Origin of the sequence: Metabacillus sediminilitoris, from assembly GCF_009720625.1 — a bacterium.
Taxonomy (GTDB): domain Bacteria; phylum Bacillota; class Bacilli; order Bacillales; family Bacillaceae; genus Metabacillus; species Metabacillus sediminilitoris.
The window spans coordinates 1,234,637-1,249,205 of sequence record NZ_CP046266.1 but is presented as its reverse complement, the minus strand read 5'-3'; the positions used below and the strand labels follow the sequence as shown (position 1 = coordinate 1,249,205).

The 14,569-nt window shown below is 34.8% G+C and carries 13 protein-coding genes; 3 read left to right on the top strand and 10 right to left on the bottom strand.

Going from position 1 to position 14,569, the window contains the following annotated elements:
* Positions 1-55 precede the first annotated feature (55 nt).
* A complete protein-coding gene (locus tag GMB29_RS06150) occupies positions 56-1,300 on the top strand; it encodes a helix-turn-helix domain-containing protein (RefSeq protein WP_136355340.1) in 1,245 nt (414 codons plus the stop codon).
* Positions 1,301-2,118: 818 nt separating this feature from the next.
* On the opposite strand, the gene GMB29_RS26905 is transcribed toward GMB29_RS06150, so the two are convergent.
* From GMB29_RS26905 to GMB29_RS06135, 4 genes are all read right to left on the bottom strand, one after another.
* Entirely contained in the window at positions 2,119-2,274 is a 156-nt protein-coding gene (locus GMB29_RS26905) for a hypothetical protein (protein ID WP_168733883.1), read from the bottom strand.
* A 332-nt stretch (positions 2,275-2,606) separates the two neighbouring features.
* A complete protein-coding gene (tatC, locus tag GMB29_RS06145; RefSeq protein ID WP_136355338.1) occupies positions 2,607-3,356 on the bottom strand; it encodes a twin-arginine translocase subunit TatC in 750 nt (249 codons plus the stop codon).
* A gap of 70 nt (positions 3,357-3,426) precedes the next feature.
* On the bottom strand, positions 3,427-3,606 hold the full coding sequence (gene tatA, locus GMB29_RS06140; protein ID WP_136355336.1) for a twin-arginine translocase TatA/TatE family subunit: 180 nt from the start codon (positions 3,604-3,606) through the stop codon (positions 3,427-3,429).
* A 58-nt stretch (positions 3,607-3,664) separates the two neighbouring features.
* Complete coding sequence (locus GMB29_RS06135; RefSeq protein ID WP_136355334.1) at positions 3,665-4,879, bottom strand: metallophosphoesterase family protein; 1,215 nt, start codon at positions 4,877-4,879, stop codon at positions 3,665-3,667.
* Between the two features lie 429 nt (positions 4,880-5,308).
* On the opposite strand from GMB29_RS06135, the gene GMB29_RS06130 reads away from it, so the two are divergent.
* Positions 5,309-6,109, top strand: coding sequence for a DeoR/GlpR family DNA-binding transcription regulator (locus GMB29_RS06130; RefSeq protein WP_136355332.1), 801 nt, complete (start codon positions 5,309-5,311; stop codon positions 6,107-6,109).
* A gap of 375 nt (positions 6,110-6,484) precedes the next feature.
* Here the strand turns inward: GMB29_RS06130 and ppdK are convergent, their stop codons facing one another.
* The 3 genes from ppdK to GMB29_RS06115 form a co-directional block, all read right to left on the bottom strand.
* Positions 6,485-9,160: a pyruvate, phosphate dikinase gene (ppdK, locus tag GMB29_RS06125; RefSeq protein ID WP_136355330.1), complete on the bottom strand. Its 2,676-nt coding sequence runs from the start codon at positions 9,158-9,160 to the stop codon at positions 6,485-6,487.
* The gene (locus tag GMB29_RS06120; RefSeq protein WP_136355328.1) at positions 9,153-9,974 is read right to left on the bottom strand and encodes a pyruvate, water dikinase regulatory protein; all 822 of its coding nucleotides are present in this window, start codon (positions 9,972-9,974) and stop codon (positions 9,153-9,155) included. The genes ppdK and GMB29_RS06120 overlap by 8 nt, the downstream gene beginning before the upstream one ends.
* 256 nt (positions 9,975-10,230) lie before the next feature.
* The gene (locus GMB29_RS06115; protein ID WP_136355326.1) at positions 10,231-11,106 is read right to left on the bottom strand and encodes a sugar ABC transporter substrate-binding protein; all 876 of its coding nucleotides are present in this window, start codon (positions 11,104-11,106) and stop codon (positions 10,231-10,233) included.
* 140 nt (positions 11,107-11,246) lie between these two features.
* Between GMB29_RS06115 and GMB29_RS06110 the strand changes: the two genes are divergently transcribed.
* Positions 11,247-12,311 carry a YkvI family membrane protein gene (locus tag GMB29_RS06110; RefSeq protein ID WP_136355324.1) on the top strand — a complete coding sequence of 355 codons (1,065 nt, stop codon included), beginning with the start codon at positions 11,247-11,249 and terminating at the stop codon, positions 12,309-12,311.
* Positions 12,312-12,386: 75 nt separating this feature from the next.
* Here the strand turns inward: GMB29_RS06110 and GMB29_RS06105 are convergent, their stop codons facing one another.
* The 3 genes from GMB29_RS06105 to purU all read right to left on the bottom strand — a co-directional run bounded on the left by GMB29_RS06105 (position 12,387) and on the right by purU (position 14,568).
* The gene (locus GMB29_RS06105) at positions 12,387-12,839 is read right to left on the bottom strand and encodes an OsmC family protein (protein ID WP_136355322.1); all 453 of its coding nucleotides are present in this window, start codon (positions 12,837-12,839) and stop codon (positions 12,387-12,389) included.
* Positions 12,840-13,312: 473 nt separating this feature from the next.
* Positions 13,313-13,498 (bottom strand): hypothetical protein, encoded by a 186-nt coding sequence (locus GMB29_RS06100; RefSeq protein WP_136355320.1) that lies wholly within the window; start codon positions 13,496-13,498, stop codon positions 13,313-13,315.
* A gap of 200 nt (positions 13,499-13,698) precedes the next feature.
* The gene (gene purU / locus GMB29_RS06095) at positions 13,699-14,568 is read right to left on the bottom strand and encodes a formyltetrahydrofolate deformylase (protein ID WP_136355318.1); all 870 of its coding nucleotides are present in this window, start codon (positions 14,566-14,568) and stop codon (positions 13,699-13,701) included.
* Position 14,569: the final 1 nt, after the last annotated feature.

Below are 14,569 nucleotides of genomic sequence, written 5' to 3'. Positions count from 1 at the left end.
AGTAAAAATTACACATAATTTTCAATTACATTTACTTGTTCTAGGGGGTTTAAAAATGCTTAACTCACTTGAAGGTTTACAATATATTTGTAGATTAGTATTTAACTTGCATAAAATACCAATCTTCTTATTTGATAAAAAGGGGAATTTAGTATATGAGATATTAACCGATTTTTCTCGTAATCCGTTGTATCCCTCACATGAGGCTATAATAGTTCAACTATTTTCAGGTACTACTACTTATCGTGTCCCAATACTTAAGGAATCTAAATACCTTGAAAAGTATTTCTCAATCAGTATCTATTCAAATGATCAATTTATCGGAACGATCGCAGTTGGTCCTGTTATGAATTTTAGGATGACAGAAGAAACCATTAATGGCCTCTTTAGAGATCATAATATAATAGCAACCAAGGAAGAAATGATCCATTATTATAAGCAAATTCCCGTTTTAAATAATTATGATTTTATTAATTTAAGCATGGTCCTTCACTACATGGTTTATCAACAAAAATTAGAATTGGTAGATATCTTAAAAAATAATGAAATAATGGAAAGAGAAGAAGATGATATAGAACAACCAGACATACATATAACTGAACAACTTCAAAATAACAAAGTTCATACGGACATTTCAGTTGAAAGGAAAATTTTGGATTGTGTAAAAATGGGGAGAAAGGATGAACTAAGAGAAACTTTTCATGCCATTCTTAAACAGGGGAAATTAGGAATACTTTCGAAAACTAGTTATTTACGGAGCCAAAAAAATCTAGGTATCTCAATCATCGCACTCGCCACAAGAGCTGCAGTAGAGGGCGGACTTTTTCAAGAAATTGCCTACAACCTTAGTGATTTATTTATACAGAAACTTGAGGAATTAAACGAGAGCAAGGAAGTCACCAAATTAACGGAAAGTGCCTTATTAGAGTTCGCAGAAAGAGTTGCACATAGCAAAAAATATAAATATTCCAAACCAATTAACATGTGTCAAAATTATATATTTACTCATCTATACGAAGATATAACCCTAACACAACTAGCTGATTTAACTTCAATGAATCCGAATTATCTTTCAGTACTATTTAAAAAAGAAGTTGGAATTTCGCTTCGTCAATATATCCATGAGGTCAAGGTAAACGAAGCAAAAAACTTATTGACTTATACTAGCTATTCTTCTTCAGATATTTCCAGTCTCCTAAATTTTCATGACCAAAGCCATTTTATAAAAGTATTTAAAAAAATTGAAAGAGTAACACCAAAACAATTTAAAAATGGGTATTTTAAATTTCGCGAACAGTAATTCAATCGGTACCAAAGTTAAGACAATAATGTCATGATATTGCATAATTACCTCCACCCATTTTACTTACTCGGGTGGAGTATTTAAATATATCCATATCGACTTTAAGTATAAAAAAGTGGTTTATAGGCTAGTTTAGAAAGGCAATAGTGAGTATAGCAGATTATTTCAATTGACTAGTATTGATGAAATAAAAAAAGTAGGCAAGGACACAATGGAAAAAGACGACATTAGAATTTCATTTTCGCAGTTCGAAATACAAGAAAATTATTAAATATTATCATTCATGATAAAGAAGGTGGTTTTCTTATTGCGCAAAAAGACCGTCTATGATAGCCATGTTCTTTTTCTACTTTTTTACTCAAAAATAACGGGTCCCTCTAATCTTTTTATAGATACAATGAGGTTATGGTTCTTTACTCCGGGCAAGATACGGGACGCTCACAGCCGCTTTATGAATCTACTTTTCTTCTTGCCAATACCCAAGCAAATCTCTGTGCACTATCTTTAACCTACTGATCTTCCATAGCAGTGTTCCGAGTCGTGCACTGACTATCTGTTTCCACTATTTACGCATGTAACGCACGAGCCCTATACCAGTCCCACAGTTTTGGACAAGGATAGTTTTTGCGTCTAAACTAGCAGCGTGAGCCAGACTATATAAAAGCGACTTCTTGTCGCAACATAATCATCATTATAGGAAACCGCATGCTAAGTAGGCTTTTAAAAGCTTTTTTATTTATAATAAGTAATCAATAAAAATAAATAAAAACACCGTTTTCAATAAACGGTGTAATAAAAATTCGTCCTAAAATAAGTTAGCTTGGATCATTTTCATCTAAAGAGAGGGTAGTTACGTTTGTATACTCTCCTCTAGAAATTTCCTCTGGGGTGGCATCTTTTTGCAATTCATCTTCAGTATTCATTCCTTCTGCAATTGTTGGTTTATCAGTTGAGTTTTTTTGTTTTTTCATCTATTACACTCCTTTCAGGTGTATTTTCCCCAACAATAAACCTTTCATCCTCTGGTTATAAAAGTTCAAAACCATTGCAATTACCGGCTGTTTAGATAAGATGCCGGCACCAGCTAATAATATGCCTCCCCAACTAATAGAGGGATTGCGGAATATAGACTTCTATCATTCATCTGATCAGAGTTTTTATCATAAAATCATCACAATTGTAGAAACGATGTAAGAATTTGTTGAAATCAACATAACATCAACTGACAATATATTTATACTCTAGCTGCTTGACTTGTAAATCCTATATCTATTTATGTAAAACCTGCCGTTATTTTATTTGATTATGACGGTTTTTTTATTGGAATAATTGTACGATTTGATTGTTTTTTGATTTTTTTTCGATAGACGATTTTAGACAATGTGACACTAAATTCATATAAAATGAATAGTGGTACGATAACCAATATATCTGAAATGATATCGGGTGGAGTTATGAAAATAGCTATGAGGGTCAGTAAAAAGTACGACAGCTTTCTAGCCTTAGAAAGAAGCATCGGATTAATGACACCTATAGAAGTAAGGAACATAACAATGATTGGAATTTCAAATAGAAATCCAAACGGCAGCGTTAAGTTAATCATAAATTTAAAATACTTTTCGGCCGTAAACATGGTTTCAAACTGCCCTATAGATAAGGATAATAAAAAGTTAAGAACAAGTGGATACACGACAAAATAACCGAATGAAAGTCCTGTAATAAACAAAGTAAACAATCCAGGAATGTAGGCTAATGTTATTTTTCGTTCTTTTTTCGTTAGTCCTGGTCTTACAAATAACCACGTTTGATGTGCAGCAATTGGTATGGTAAGCGCGATCGCACATACTCCTGAAATCATAAAATATACCCAAAGAATTTCACTCGGTCCTAAAACGGCTAAATCACGATTAAGATCGCGAATAAGCCACTCATAAATGTCCTTCACAAAAATGAAGGCACCAAATATAAATAAGATAAAGGCGAGTAATGTAATGATGATTCGTTTCCTTAATTCTCCAAGGTGATTAACTAACGTTAACTCTTGATTTTTCATATAAGGATCTTCCTTCTTCCCTTTAGAAATAAGAGGAAGATGTAAGCTTTAACCTACATCTTCGACATTTTTACTTAGATTGACCACGATCTTCTTTTTCCTCTGACATTAAATCCTTTGCTGAGCTTTTAAATTCTCTTAATGTATTCCCAAATGCACGACCAATTTCAGGTAACTTGGATGGACCAAATATAATGAGAGCAATAATTAATATTAATATAAGTCCAGGTACTCCAATATTTTGTAACATGTTGTTTCCTCCATAAAAATATATTTTCAAACGATTAAAACGGATAGATGAATGATATTTACCCTTGTATCACTATTTCCTTTTCTCCACTATTTAATGGTAAAGGATTCATACTTTGATCGTTCGCTGTTAAATCAATTCCATAATCCTTTGCAAAAACCATGTGAGTTTCGACAAGAACATCCTCTTTATTTTCATCTAAATTGAATACTCTTGCTCCACGAAGTCTATTCCTATCAGCACCAGAAAGACCATACGTACCGAAACCTGTGTTTCCAGCATATCCAAGCAAAATTCCATAATAGTTACCACAATAGGTGTTAATATGATCATGCCCGCAGAAAACGCCTTTAACGTCTCCCCTATCTAACATAGCAGAAAACAAGCCGCCGTTAACCGGTCCTGGACATTCATCTTCATTTCTTTCACCTACTATTTGATGCTTTGCCACTGCCAATTCATGATTTGCTGCTGTTCTACTATCCACACTGCCATACCACATGAAGCGATGTTCCCAAAGAGGGATATGAATGAACACGAGCGAAGGTACTTTATACCCGTATTGCTTTTCAATTTTCTTAGATTTCTCATAATACCAATTAACTTGATTAAAACGGAGCCAGTCCCATGTCGGGTATCCTTTAAAATCTTGCCCAGCTATTTGTGCAGGAGCATATCTACCACTATCAAGAAGCCAAAGGTTAAATGCGGCTTTATTACCTTTCGATTTCTTAATTAACAGGTTCATATTCCCTGTTCCAGTAAGACCTTTTTCTCCAGGCTCGTTCATATTATATTTGTACTGCATATAGAACTTCAGCATGTCCTCCTCGACCATTCCGCTCTTAGAAGAGGAATCTTCATCATGATTTCCAAACGTAACTGCCCATTTAATCCCTCTTTTTTCCATCGGTTGTGCTACATTATTTAGGGCTTGTTTCATTTCTAATTCCGTATCACAGCCTCCAGATATATTGTCACCGTTAAGAACAACAAAGTCCGGCTTTTCTGAGTCAAGAACTTTCTCCATAAGTTCAAGTGTTCTGCGATCAATACGTTCATCATCTTGAGTATCGTTAAATTGTACGACTTTAAACTTTCCATCTGAGTTGAATTGAAGTTTAGTATTTTCTAGTTTTTCTGCATGTGCTTTGTTCGTAAATAAATCTCCCGGCAATCCAGCAGACGCAGCTGTTAACGCTAGCGTACTCATTCCTCCTATTTTCAAAAAACTCCTTCTGTCCAGCCCTTTGTTTTGATCCTGATTACTCATAAAAATTACCTCCAATTTTTTAAAATGAATAGAACCTAGCAATCGAAAAGAGAAAAAAAGAGGGAAATTCAAAAACTAGCAATCATTATTTAAAATTGAACTGCCGCCATCTCCCTGTAATCTACTTATTCATCATAGAAAAAAAATATTGATAGATTATTAATCATGCTAGAAAGATAAGTAAAAAAAACAAAGAAAAAACAGAAAACAAATAAACCAAAGAAACCACACTAATCGCATTTATTAAAGAAAACACTCAAATTTTTAGTAGAAAAGATCGATAAAAAAGAGGTTTTTTGATTTTGTTTCACTTACCATTTTTGTTTCATTTACAAAACTTAATATTTTCGTAGTCTTTTTTTTATATTTGGTTTCTATAATTGATTAAAACAAAACAAAACAAAATGATTGAGGCATTGGGAGGATAAAATGAATAAGTCTTTAATTGCAGAAAGGTATAGAGCAATCATTAGAGAACTTGAGATAAAAAATAAAATTAATGTAGTAGATTTAGCAGCAAAATTAAACGTAACACCTGAAACGATTCGAAAAGATTTAAGCGTGCTTGAGGAGAAAAAGAAATTACGCAGAATTCATGGTGGAGCTATTCAATATTTTGGTTTGATTAAAGAACCTCATTTTAATAAAAAAGTCGGCATCTCTCATAATCAAAAAAAATTGATAGGGGAAGCTGCCGCAACTTTCATTATGAATGGAGAAACAGTTGCTCTAGATGTAGGGACAACAACCCTTCATATTGCGAGTTCAATTAAAAACGTAAAAAATGTTACGATTGTAACCAACTCTTTAGCAGCAGCCGAAATCCTAAATAATCGATTAGAAAATCAATTATTTGATGGTAAAGTAATCGTACTTGGTGGAACGACTGATCCCCTGCAACGTTCAATTACTGGATCATTAACGAATCATTTATTAGAGCACTTTTATTTTGATAAAGCGTTTATTTCATGTGGAGGAATCAGCAAGGAAGGAATATGTGATTACAATATTGATGAAGCAACTGCATCTTCTATTATGATGAAGAGATCAAGACATGTTTATGTTGTAACTGATTCTTCCAAAATTAATCAAAAGGCTCTTTTTCATATAGGGTCATTCTCCTCAATCGATTGTGTTATTACAGATCAAGAAATGCCTATTGATTGGTCTAAAGATGCTGTGATTAGAGAGAAAGATTGGATAAAAGTAGGTGTCATGAATGAGAATTGATTACCGTAAAGTATCGAGTGGATCATATTGAGGATTAACGAATATTTCTTTAAAAACAAAATAGGCTAAGTAGCAATTATCATGCAATACTTGGCCTTCACTCATTAAAAAATAAACAATGTAAATCACAATAACCTTAAAATACAGTAAATCGCAAATTTTTATTTTCCTCTTAAATGCCTTTTAATTCTTATTATGCTAAAAGCTAGCATTTGTTAAAGAAAGACCAACTGAATTTCTATTATCATTTAGCTCACATAATATAAAAAAATGACGTGCTAAAACTGTTACCAGTTTACACGCCATTTTCAATGTCATTTAACTATATTGACCTTAAAACAGAACCCTTTAAAAATGCTTGCCCCGTCATCATTTTTATATTTGAGCTTGAAGTTCATTTACAAACTGTTTTTGTTCATGTTTAATATTAGCTTGAGCTGCTGCAAGTCGTGCAAGAGGTACACGGTATGGTGAACAGCTTACGTAATCCAATCCTACTCTATGGCAGAATTGTATCGAATTTTTTTCTCCTCCATGTTCTCCGCAAATTCCTGTTTTTAACTCTGGTTTTGTTTCTCTACCTAGTTTTACGCCGGTTTCTACAAGTTTGCCTACACCTTCTTGATCAAGTGAAACAAATGGGTTTTCTGGCAGAACTTTGTTTTCAATATAGGCTTGGAGGAACTTACCCTCTGCATCATCACGACTAAATCCAAATGTAGTTTGCGTTAAATCATTTGTTCCAAAGGAGAAAAAGTCCGCCTCCCCGGCAATTTGGTCAGCTGTTAAGGCTGCTCGCGGAATTTCAACCATCGTACCTATCAGATAATCAAATTCTTGTCCTGTTTCTTCCTTAACTTGCTGCCCAGCATTAATGACCAATTGACGCATTTCTTTTAACTCATTTACATGACCAACCAAAGGAATCATAATTTCTGGTTTTACGTCCAGTCCTTTTTCCATCATTTCCGAAATGGCATAAAAGATTGCTTTTGCCTGCATGACGTAAATTTCTGGAAAAATCATTCCCAGTCGGCAGCCACGATGCCCCAGCATTGGATTAAATTCATCTAATTGACGTACCTTTCTTAAAAGATGTTCCTTATCTTTTAATTCTTTCGAATGTGGATCTGTGATCTGTAGTTTTGTCACTTCAACCAGCAGTTCTTCCTTATCCGGCAAAAACTCGTGGAGAGGAGGATCTAATAAACGAATGGTTACAGGATGCCCTTGCATAGCTTCAAAGATTCCCACAAAATCCTCTTGTTGCATTGGCAATAGCTTAGTGAGAGCGCTTTCTCTCTCCTCATATGTTTCAGCAAGGATCATATCCTGAACAATTGAGATACGATTCGCATCCATAAACATATGCTCTGTACGGCACAATCCGATTCCGCCAGCTCCAAATTCAAAAGCTTTTTTAGCATCCTCTGGATTGTCGGCATTTGCTCTTACGCCAAGCTTTCTTTCCTCATCAGCCCAGCTAAGTAACAATTGAAACTCGTCTGAAAGCTGTGGCTCGATCATTGGAATCTCACCTAAGAAGATTTCACCAGTTGAACCATCAATTGTAATAATATCTCCCTGATTAACGATCGTATCTCCTACTTTAAACTGCTTTGATTTCAAATCAATTTTTAATGCTTCACAGCCACATATACAAGCCTTTCCCATCCCCCTTGCAACAACTGCAGCATGGCTTGTCATTCCTCCACGGCTAGTAACCGTTGCACCAGCCGCTACAATTCCATGAATATCGTCAGGTGTCGTATCTGGGCGAACAAGAATAACCTTTAATTCATCTTTTGCTAATCTTTCTGCATCATCTGCATCAAATACGACTTGCCCAGTTGCTGCTCCAGGCGAAGCTGGCAGACCTTTAGCCAACTGTTTCCGTACATATGAATCATCAATTCGACGATGAAGCAGCTGGTTAAGCTGATCAGGATCTACACGCATAATCGCTTCTTTTTTATTAATAATTTGTTCTTTTACTAATTCAACCGCTATTCTAATTGCTGCTTGAGCTGTTCTTTTACCCGTCCGGGTTTGGAGAATAAAAAGTTCTCCACGCTCGATTGTAAACTCAATGTCCTGCATGTCTTTATAATGCTTTTCAAGAAGTTCGCATGTCCGGGAAAACTGCTGATATACTTCTGGCATTTCATCTTGAAGGGTAGCAATTGGCTCGGGAGTACGAATCCCTGCAACAACATCCTCTCCCTGAGCATTTATCAAATATTCACCGTAAAGCTTCGCTTCTCCTGTAGATGGGTTACGTGTAAAAGCAACGCCAGTACCAGAATCGTTGCCCATATTACCAAATACCATGCTTTGAATGTTTACCGCTGTCCCAAGATGACCAGGAATTTTTTGAAGACGGCGGTATACAATCGCACGTTGATTGTTCCATGAATCAAATACAGCACTGATGGAGAGGAATAACTGCTCCTTTGGATTCTCAGGAAAAGTCCTTTTAGCATGCTTTTTAACAATGTCCTTGTATCCTTTAATAACTTCTTGCCAATCTTCTGCAGACATTTCAGGATCTGAATCATATCCCTTTTCTTCCCTGATTTCCTCTAAAAATTGCTCAAAATAAAAACCATCCACATGAAGGACAACATCACTAAACATTTGTATGAACCTGCGATAAGAGTCATATGCAAAACGTGGATTTTTTGTAAGCTTTGCGAGCCCCTCCACAGTGTCATCATTCATTCCAAGGTTTAAAACTGTATCCATCATTCCCGGCATCGAATGTACTGCACCGGAACGGACGGAAACAAGCAGCGGATTTGATGGATCTCCAAGTCTTTTACCTGTTTTTTCTTCAAGAATGTTAAGGGCTTCTAAAACCTGAAATTCGATCTCTGTTGAAATCGATTTTCCAGCATCATAATATGTGTTACAGGTCTCTGTTGTTATCGTAAAACCATAAGGAACGGGTAACCCAATTCGGGTCATTTCTGCTAAGTTAGCCCCCTTACCTCCTAAAAGTTCCTTTTTTTGGCTGTTCCCCTCATCAAACATATAAACAAATTTAACCATGTAATACTGCTCCTCTCTTTTTTAACATTGCTAGTATTAAATCAGCCGTCTCTTCTATCGCTTTATTTGAAACATTAATGACCGGACAACCTATTCGTTTCATAATTTTCTCAGCATATTCTAATTCTTTAAGGATTCGATCCAAATTCGCATAATTCGCTTGGGTTGTTAACCCTAAATTTTTTAATCGCTCCATGCGAATTTCATTCAGTTTGTCTGGTGTTATGATTAAACCAACACATTTATTTTTGGGAATATCGAAAAGTTCATCAGGAGGTGCGATTTCAGGTACTAAAGGTACATTTGCCACCTTAAATCGTTTATGGGCCAAATACATAGAAAGCGGTGTCTTTGATGTTCTAGAAACTCCAATTAATACAATATCTGCATGTTTTAACCCTCTTACATCTTGTCCGTCATCATATTTTACTGCGAACTCAACCGCTTCAACTCTGCGGAAATAGTTATCATCTAATTTCCTCATAAGCCTTGGCTGCCTGACAGGATCCGTATTAAATTTTTGTATAAATGCTTCCATAAGCGGATTCATTAAATCAATCGCCATTATTCCTGCTTCCCCTGCCCGCTGGTCAAGAAATTGCTTTAAAGACGGTATGACGATCGTATAGGCAATGATTGAGTTATTATATTTAGCGGCAGTAATGACATTATTAAGATCTTTAATATCCTCTACATAGGAAATATGTTTGATTTCAACATTTTCCCCAAATTGTGATGCAACTGCTTTTACCATCAGCTCAGCTGTTTCGCCAACCGAATCAGATACTACATAAACAATTTCCTTCTTATTCACATCCGACCTCCTATTCCTTTCCCTCTTAATTGTTTCATAGAGTTATTATGTTATACTATTTATCCAATATTCATATAAATATGTTATACTATTTAATAATATATTACAATTAATGATGATTCGTTACAATCCCTTTCTTTGAATATAGTCTAAAAACTCAAAATAAGATGAAAATAAGGATTAAATTATAAAAACTATTACGTTCATAAATTATCTTTAGACTTTTATAGACAATAAAAATGTTAATTTCCTATATTCATTTAAATACATTTTTTGTTAAAAAATCCATTCTCGTTTTTGCATTATCTTTTGTAACGATATCAACGCCACTATCAATCCTTTTGTCTACATGTTCTCCCTTAATTGCTTTTAATGCTTGCTCTACACTTAAGTACCCCATATCATAAGGATTCTGGGCTAAGGTAATACTTAACTTCTCCTCTTCAACAGCTTTCAGCATTCCTTTAGTACCGTCCGATCCAATGACAGGAATCTTTAATTCTTCTTCCTCTATTGCTTTCAGTGCATCTAAAGCTAGGATGTCATTTGTAGCAAACACCCCTTTAATATCAGGATAAGTTTGCAATATGTTACTCATTTCTGATTTCAAATTCACAGATTTGTCATATCCTAGCTGTTCTATGACAATCTCAATTTCCACACTTTCTAAAACCTCTTTTGCTCCCTTAATCCGGTCATTCACAACGGAATTAGTTTTTGAATCGACAATAAACAATACTTGATCCCCTGGATACAGTATTGAAGATAATATTGCTCCTGCTTTTTTTCCTAATCTAAGATGATCTGTCCCAATAAAAGTAGTTTGATCCTTCCATCGAGCATCTTGATTCAACATTATTACCGGTATACATCTTTTTTGATACTCCTTGAATATGGGAATAGTAGCAGATGGTTGAATTGAAGTGACGATTAGTGCATCTGGATTTTGTTTCAGAACATCTTTCAACATAACTATTTGTTTTGAAACTGAATATTGTGAATCAGGCGCAATTACTTTCCCATCTATATTAAAATCATCAAATCCTTTTTCTATTCCTGCTTTGATGGTCTTCGAATAATCAGTGTTTAATTCTTGTAAAACAACAACAACTTTTTGGTGTATATCTAACAACTTATTGGAATAAGAACAATCTCCTTTTAATCTTCATAACGAATTTTCTATTCTTTTAAATAAAATGAATAATGGCATAATAAATACTTCCATTTTTGTTCTTACAATCAGACTCTATGAATTTAGAAGGAGAGATAAAAGTGATAGATATTTTAAGAATCGGAAGTGCCTTTATAGGAGTAATTGTAGGTGCTGGATTCGCCTCTGGACAAGAAGTACTGCAATACTTTACTAGTTTTGGATTAATGGGTATTTTGGGAGCGATTACGGCAACAGTTCTTTTTTCATATATTGGCATGTGGCTGGGTAGTCACACAAAAACAACATCACATAAAGAAGTTATATACAGACTTAGTGGACGATACCTTGGAAAAGTTATTGACTATATTCTTATCTTTACATTATTTGGGGTAGGAGTTGTCATGATTGCCGGTGCAGGTTCTAACCTGAATCAACAGTTTGGATTCCCTTACTTTGTTGGTTCCACTCTTATGACTATACTAGTCATTTTAACAGGATTATTAAATGTAAATCGTGTCGTTTCCATTATTGGAAGCATTACCCCATTTTTAATATTTATTGTTGTGTTAATATCCATTTATAGTTTAGTAACTATAGATGGAACATTTGTAGAACTTAACCAAGCAGCACAAACAACACCTACTACACTGCCAAACTGGTTTATTTCCAGTATTAATTACGTTTCATTTAACGTTGCTGTAGGAGCTTCGATGTCAATTGTAATGGGCGGAACTGAAAAAAGTCCCAAAACAGCTGCAACAGGTGGATTAGTTGGTGGACTTGTTTTAGGAATACTTATTATATTAATCCATTTATCTATATTTTCTAAAATCAAAGAAGTTGGTGCCTTAGACATGCCTATGTTAGGGATTGGTAGTCATTTATCACCTATACTAGGCATTTTGATGTCATTAGTTATATTTGGGATGATCTACAACACCGCTATTGGAATGTTCTTTTCGTTTACAGCTCGTTTTGCAGAGTCAGAAACAAAGAAATTTAAAATAATCTTTATCAACACTATGGTTGTCGGATATGTGGCAAGTTATGCAGGATTTACCGACCTAATCAGTTATTTTCACCCATTGATCGGTTACCTTGGTATCATCTTAATCGTTACTTTAGTTATTGCCCCATATATTATTAAGAAACAGGATAAGGAAAATTTGTATATAGAAAATTAATTTTAACTTTTATTGATAACAGCAATATAGTAGTTGTTTAAAACCTAGCGGGAGACCTTTAATCTTACTTATTGATTATTCAGAAACTATTTTAACAGTTGTTTGTAATTGAATTTCTACATTACCTCGAATTGCCCGACTAATCATACAGGAGTTTTCTGCTTTCTCAGCAAGTATATATACCAATCTTTTGTCTCGGTCGGAGGCATTTTGTTTCAATACAATTTCAGGACGATGGATAATTTTCTTATACGTAATGATGCCTTTGGTTACATCAACAATTCCTTCTGACGTCATTGTTAAACCGGCCTTATCCAATTGACTGCGCTCCATCATAGCAGCTAGAGTAATAATATAACAGGTTGCTGCTGCGCCAAGAAGCATTTCGTCGGGATTGGTCCCTATTCCGGGACCATCCATTTCCGGTGGGATAGAGATTTTTGTTATTAAATTGCCAGTTTCAATTTCTCCAACATCATTACGTAATCCGGGCCAGGTTGCTTTCAAATGAAAACTATGTTCTGCCATTTTTCTTCCTCCTTGCTTTTGTATCTTTTAGTGTAAAGCATTTAAGTAAGAAAGAGCCAAAATGTTTGTTACATTAAAGAGGAATATTTAGTTTGGTTATTTTTGCACCAAAACCAAAAAATAGGACTGATTCAAAAGGTCATTTTAAGTGTCTTTTTGGGTCAGCTCTGTTTTTTATTAATTAGCAATCTTTCAATCCTTTAATTGTTCAAATTGCTTTGTATATTTTAGGAGTTAAAACATCTTCACCAAAAATAAGGGTAGGAGAATCAATAAAAAGTTGATAGGTAAATCTTTCGCCACAATACTCATGGTTTCACCGGACTTTCAAGTGAAAGTTGTTTTTTCCATTTGCCACTTGATTATTTTAACCATGATTCCAATTATCCGGGTCCCACGAGATAGAGTGCGATACTTTGAATGAACAGCAGAGAAGACCTTCGATAATAAACAACGAAGCATCATCATCCTGTTTACATAAACCACCAACTATTGATCACTTGATAAAGTGAAATAGGTAATATAACAAGTGCAAAAACAAGGAGTATGATATGTACAAAGTTTACCGTACGCTTTCGTTTATTTTGAAGAAAGAGCAATATCCAAAGAATAGCTAAAGACATATTAATGACATCTGATAAAAGCTCAGTTCCTGCCAATGACCTCATCTCCTATGATCTTAGTTTAAACTTAGTTGTGAAAATCCCCTCATATTTCTCTTTCTTATCTCTTTAGATCATATACCGCATGATCATTCAAACAGGTGAACCATGAAAAGCAGCCTTGACTTTTGAGACAGTGCTTGACTGCTTTTAAGGAAAAGATAGTCTTGCACGAGAAACTTCGTAATGAAATCAACTCATGCAAAAACAATCGTTTTATTACCATGAACAATTACTTTATCTTCAACATGCCAGGAAACGGCTTCGGCAAGAACTCTTCTTTCCACATGACGTCCGGCAATTTTTAAATCTTCTGCTGTATAGCGATGATTTATCCGCTGTACATCTTGTTCAATAATGGGTCCTTCATCAAGATCATTGGTTACATAGTGTGCAGTTGCTCCAATTAACTTCACTCCGCGGTTAAACGCTCTCACATAAGGATTTGCTCCAACAAATGCTGGTAAGAAAGAATGATGGATGTTAATAATTTGATTTGGAAACTTGGAAATAAAATTAGGGGAAAGAATTTGCATATATCTTGCCAGGACAATAAAGTCTACTTTCCCTTCCAATAGTTCTAATGCCTTTTGTTCAGCGTCTTCTTTCTTTTCTTTAATCATTGGGATATGATAATAAGGGATGCCATAACCCTCAACTACTTCTTTTAAATCAGCATGATTACTGATCACCATGGGAATTTCCACTTCAATTTCCTTGGATTTCCATCGCCAAATCAGTTCCATAAGAGCATGATCCGCTTTAGAAACAAAGATGGCCATTCGCTTCATCTGTTTTTTGCTGCTCAACGTCCAATCTAAAGCATAATTCTGGGCCAACACATGTAGATCTTGTTCAAGTTTTTCAAATGAAGAATCGAAATCTTCCAAATCAAACTCGATACGCATAAAGAATTTACCTGCTTGTGGATCGGTTGTATGTTGATCAAAATGTACAATATTCGCTTTATGTTCTAATAAAAAGTTAGTTACAGTCGAGATAATACCAGGCTTTTCTGGACAAGAAATTAATAATTTGGCTAGGTTATGATTTACTGTTGTATTCAAT

What these genes read in the sequence shown, in the direction of transcription:
- GMB29_RS06150 (WP_136355340.1), top strand. Translation starts at nt 56, where the DNA reads ATGCTTAACTCACTTGAAGGTTTACAATATATTTGTAGATTAGTATTT.
- GMB29_RS26905 (WP_168733883.1), bottom strand. Translation starts at nt 2,274, where the DNA reads ATGAAAAAACAAAAAAACTCAACTGATAAACCAACAATTGCAGAAGGA.
- tatC (WP_136355338.1), bottom strand. Translation starts at nt 3,356, where the DNA reads ATGAAAAATCAAGAGTTAACGTTAGTTAATCACCTTGGAGAATTAAGG.
- tatA (WP_136355336.1), bottom strand. Translation starts at nt 3,606, where the DNA reads ATGTTACAAAATATTGGAGTACCTGGACTTATATTAATATTAATTATT.
- GMB29_RS06135 (WP_136355334.1), bottom strand. Translation starts at nt 4,879, where the DNA reads ATGAGTAATCAGGATCAAAACAAAGGGCTGGACAGAAGGAGTTTTTTG.
- GMB29_RS06130 (WP_136355332.1), top strand. Translation starts at nt 5,309, where the DNA reads ATGAATAAGTCTTTAATTGCAGAAAGGTATAGAGCAATCATTAGAGAA.
- ppdK (WP_136355330.1), bottom strand. Translation starts at nt 9,160, where the DNA reads ATGGTTAAATTTGTTTATATGTTTGATGAGGGGAACAGCCAAAAAAAG.
- GMB29_RS06105 (WP_136355322.1), bottom strand. Translation starts at nt 12,839, where the DNA reads ATGGCAGAACATAGTTTTCATTTGAAAGCAACCTGGCCCGGATTACGT.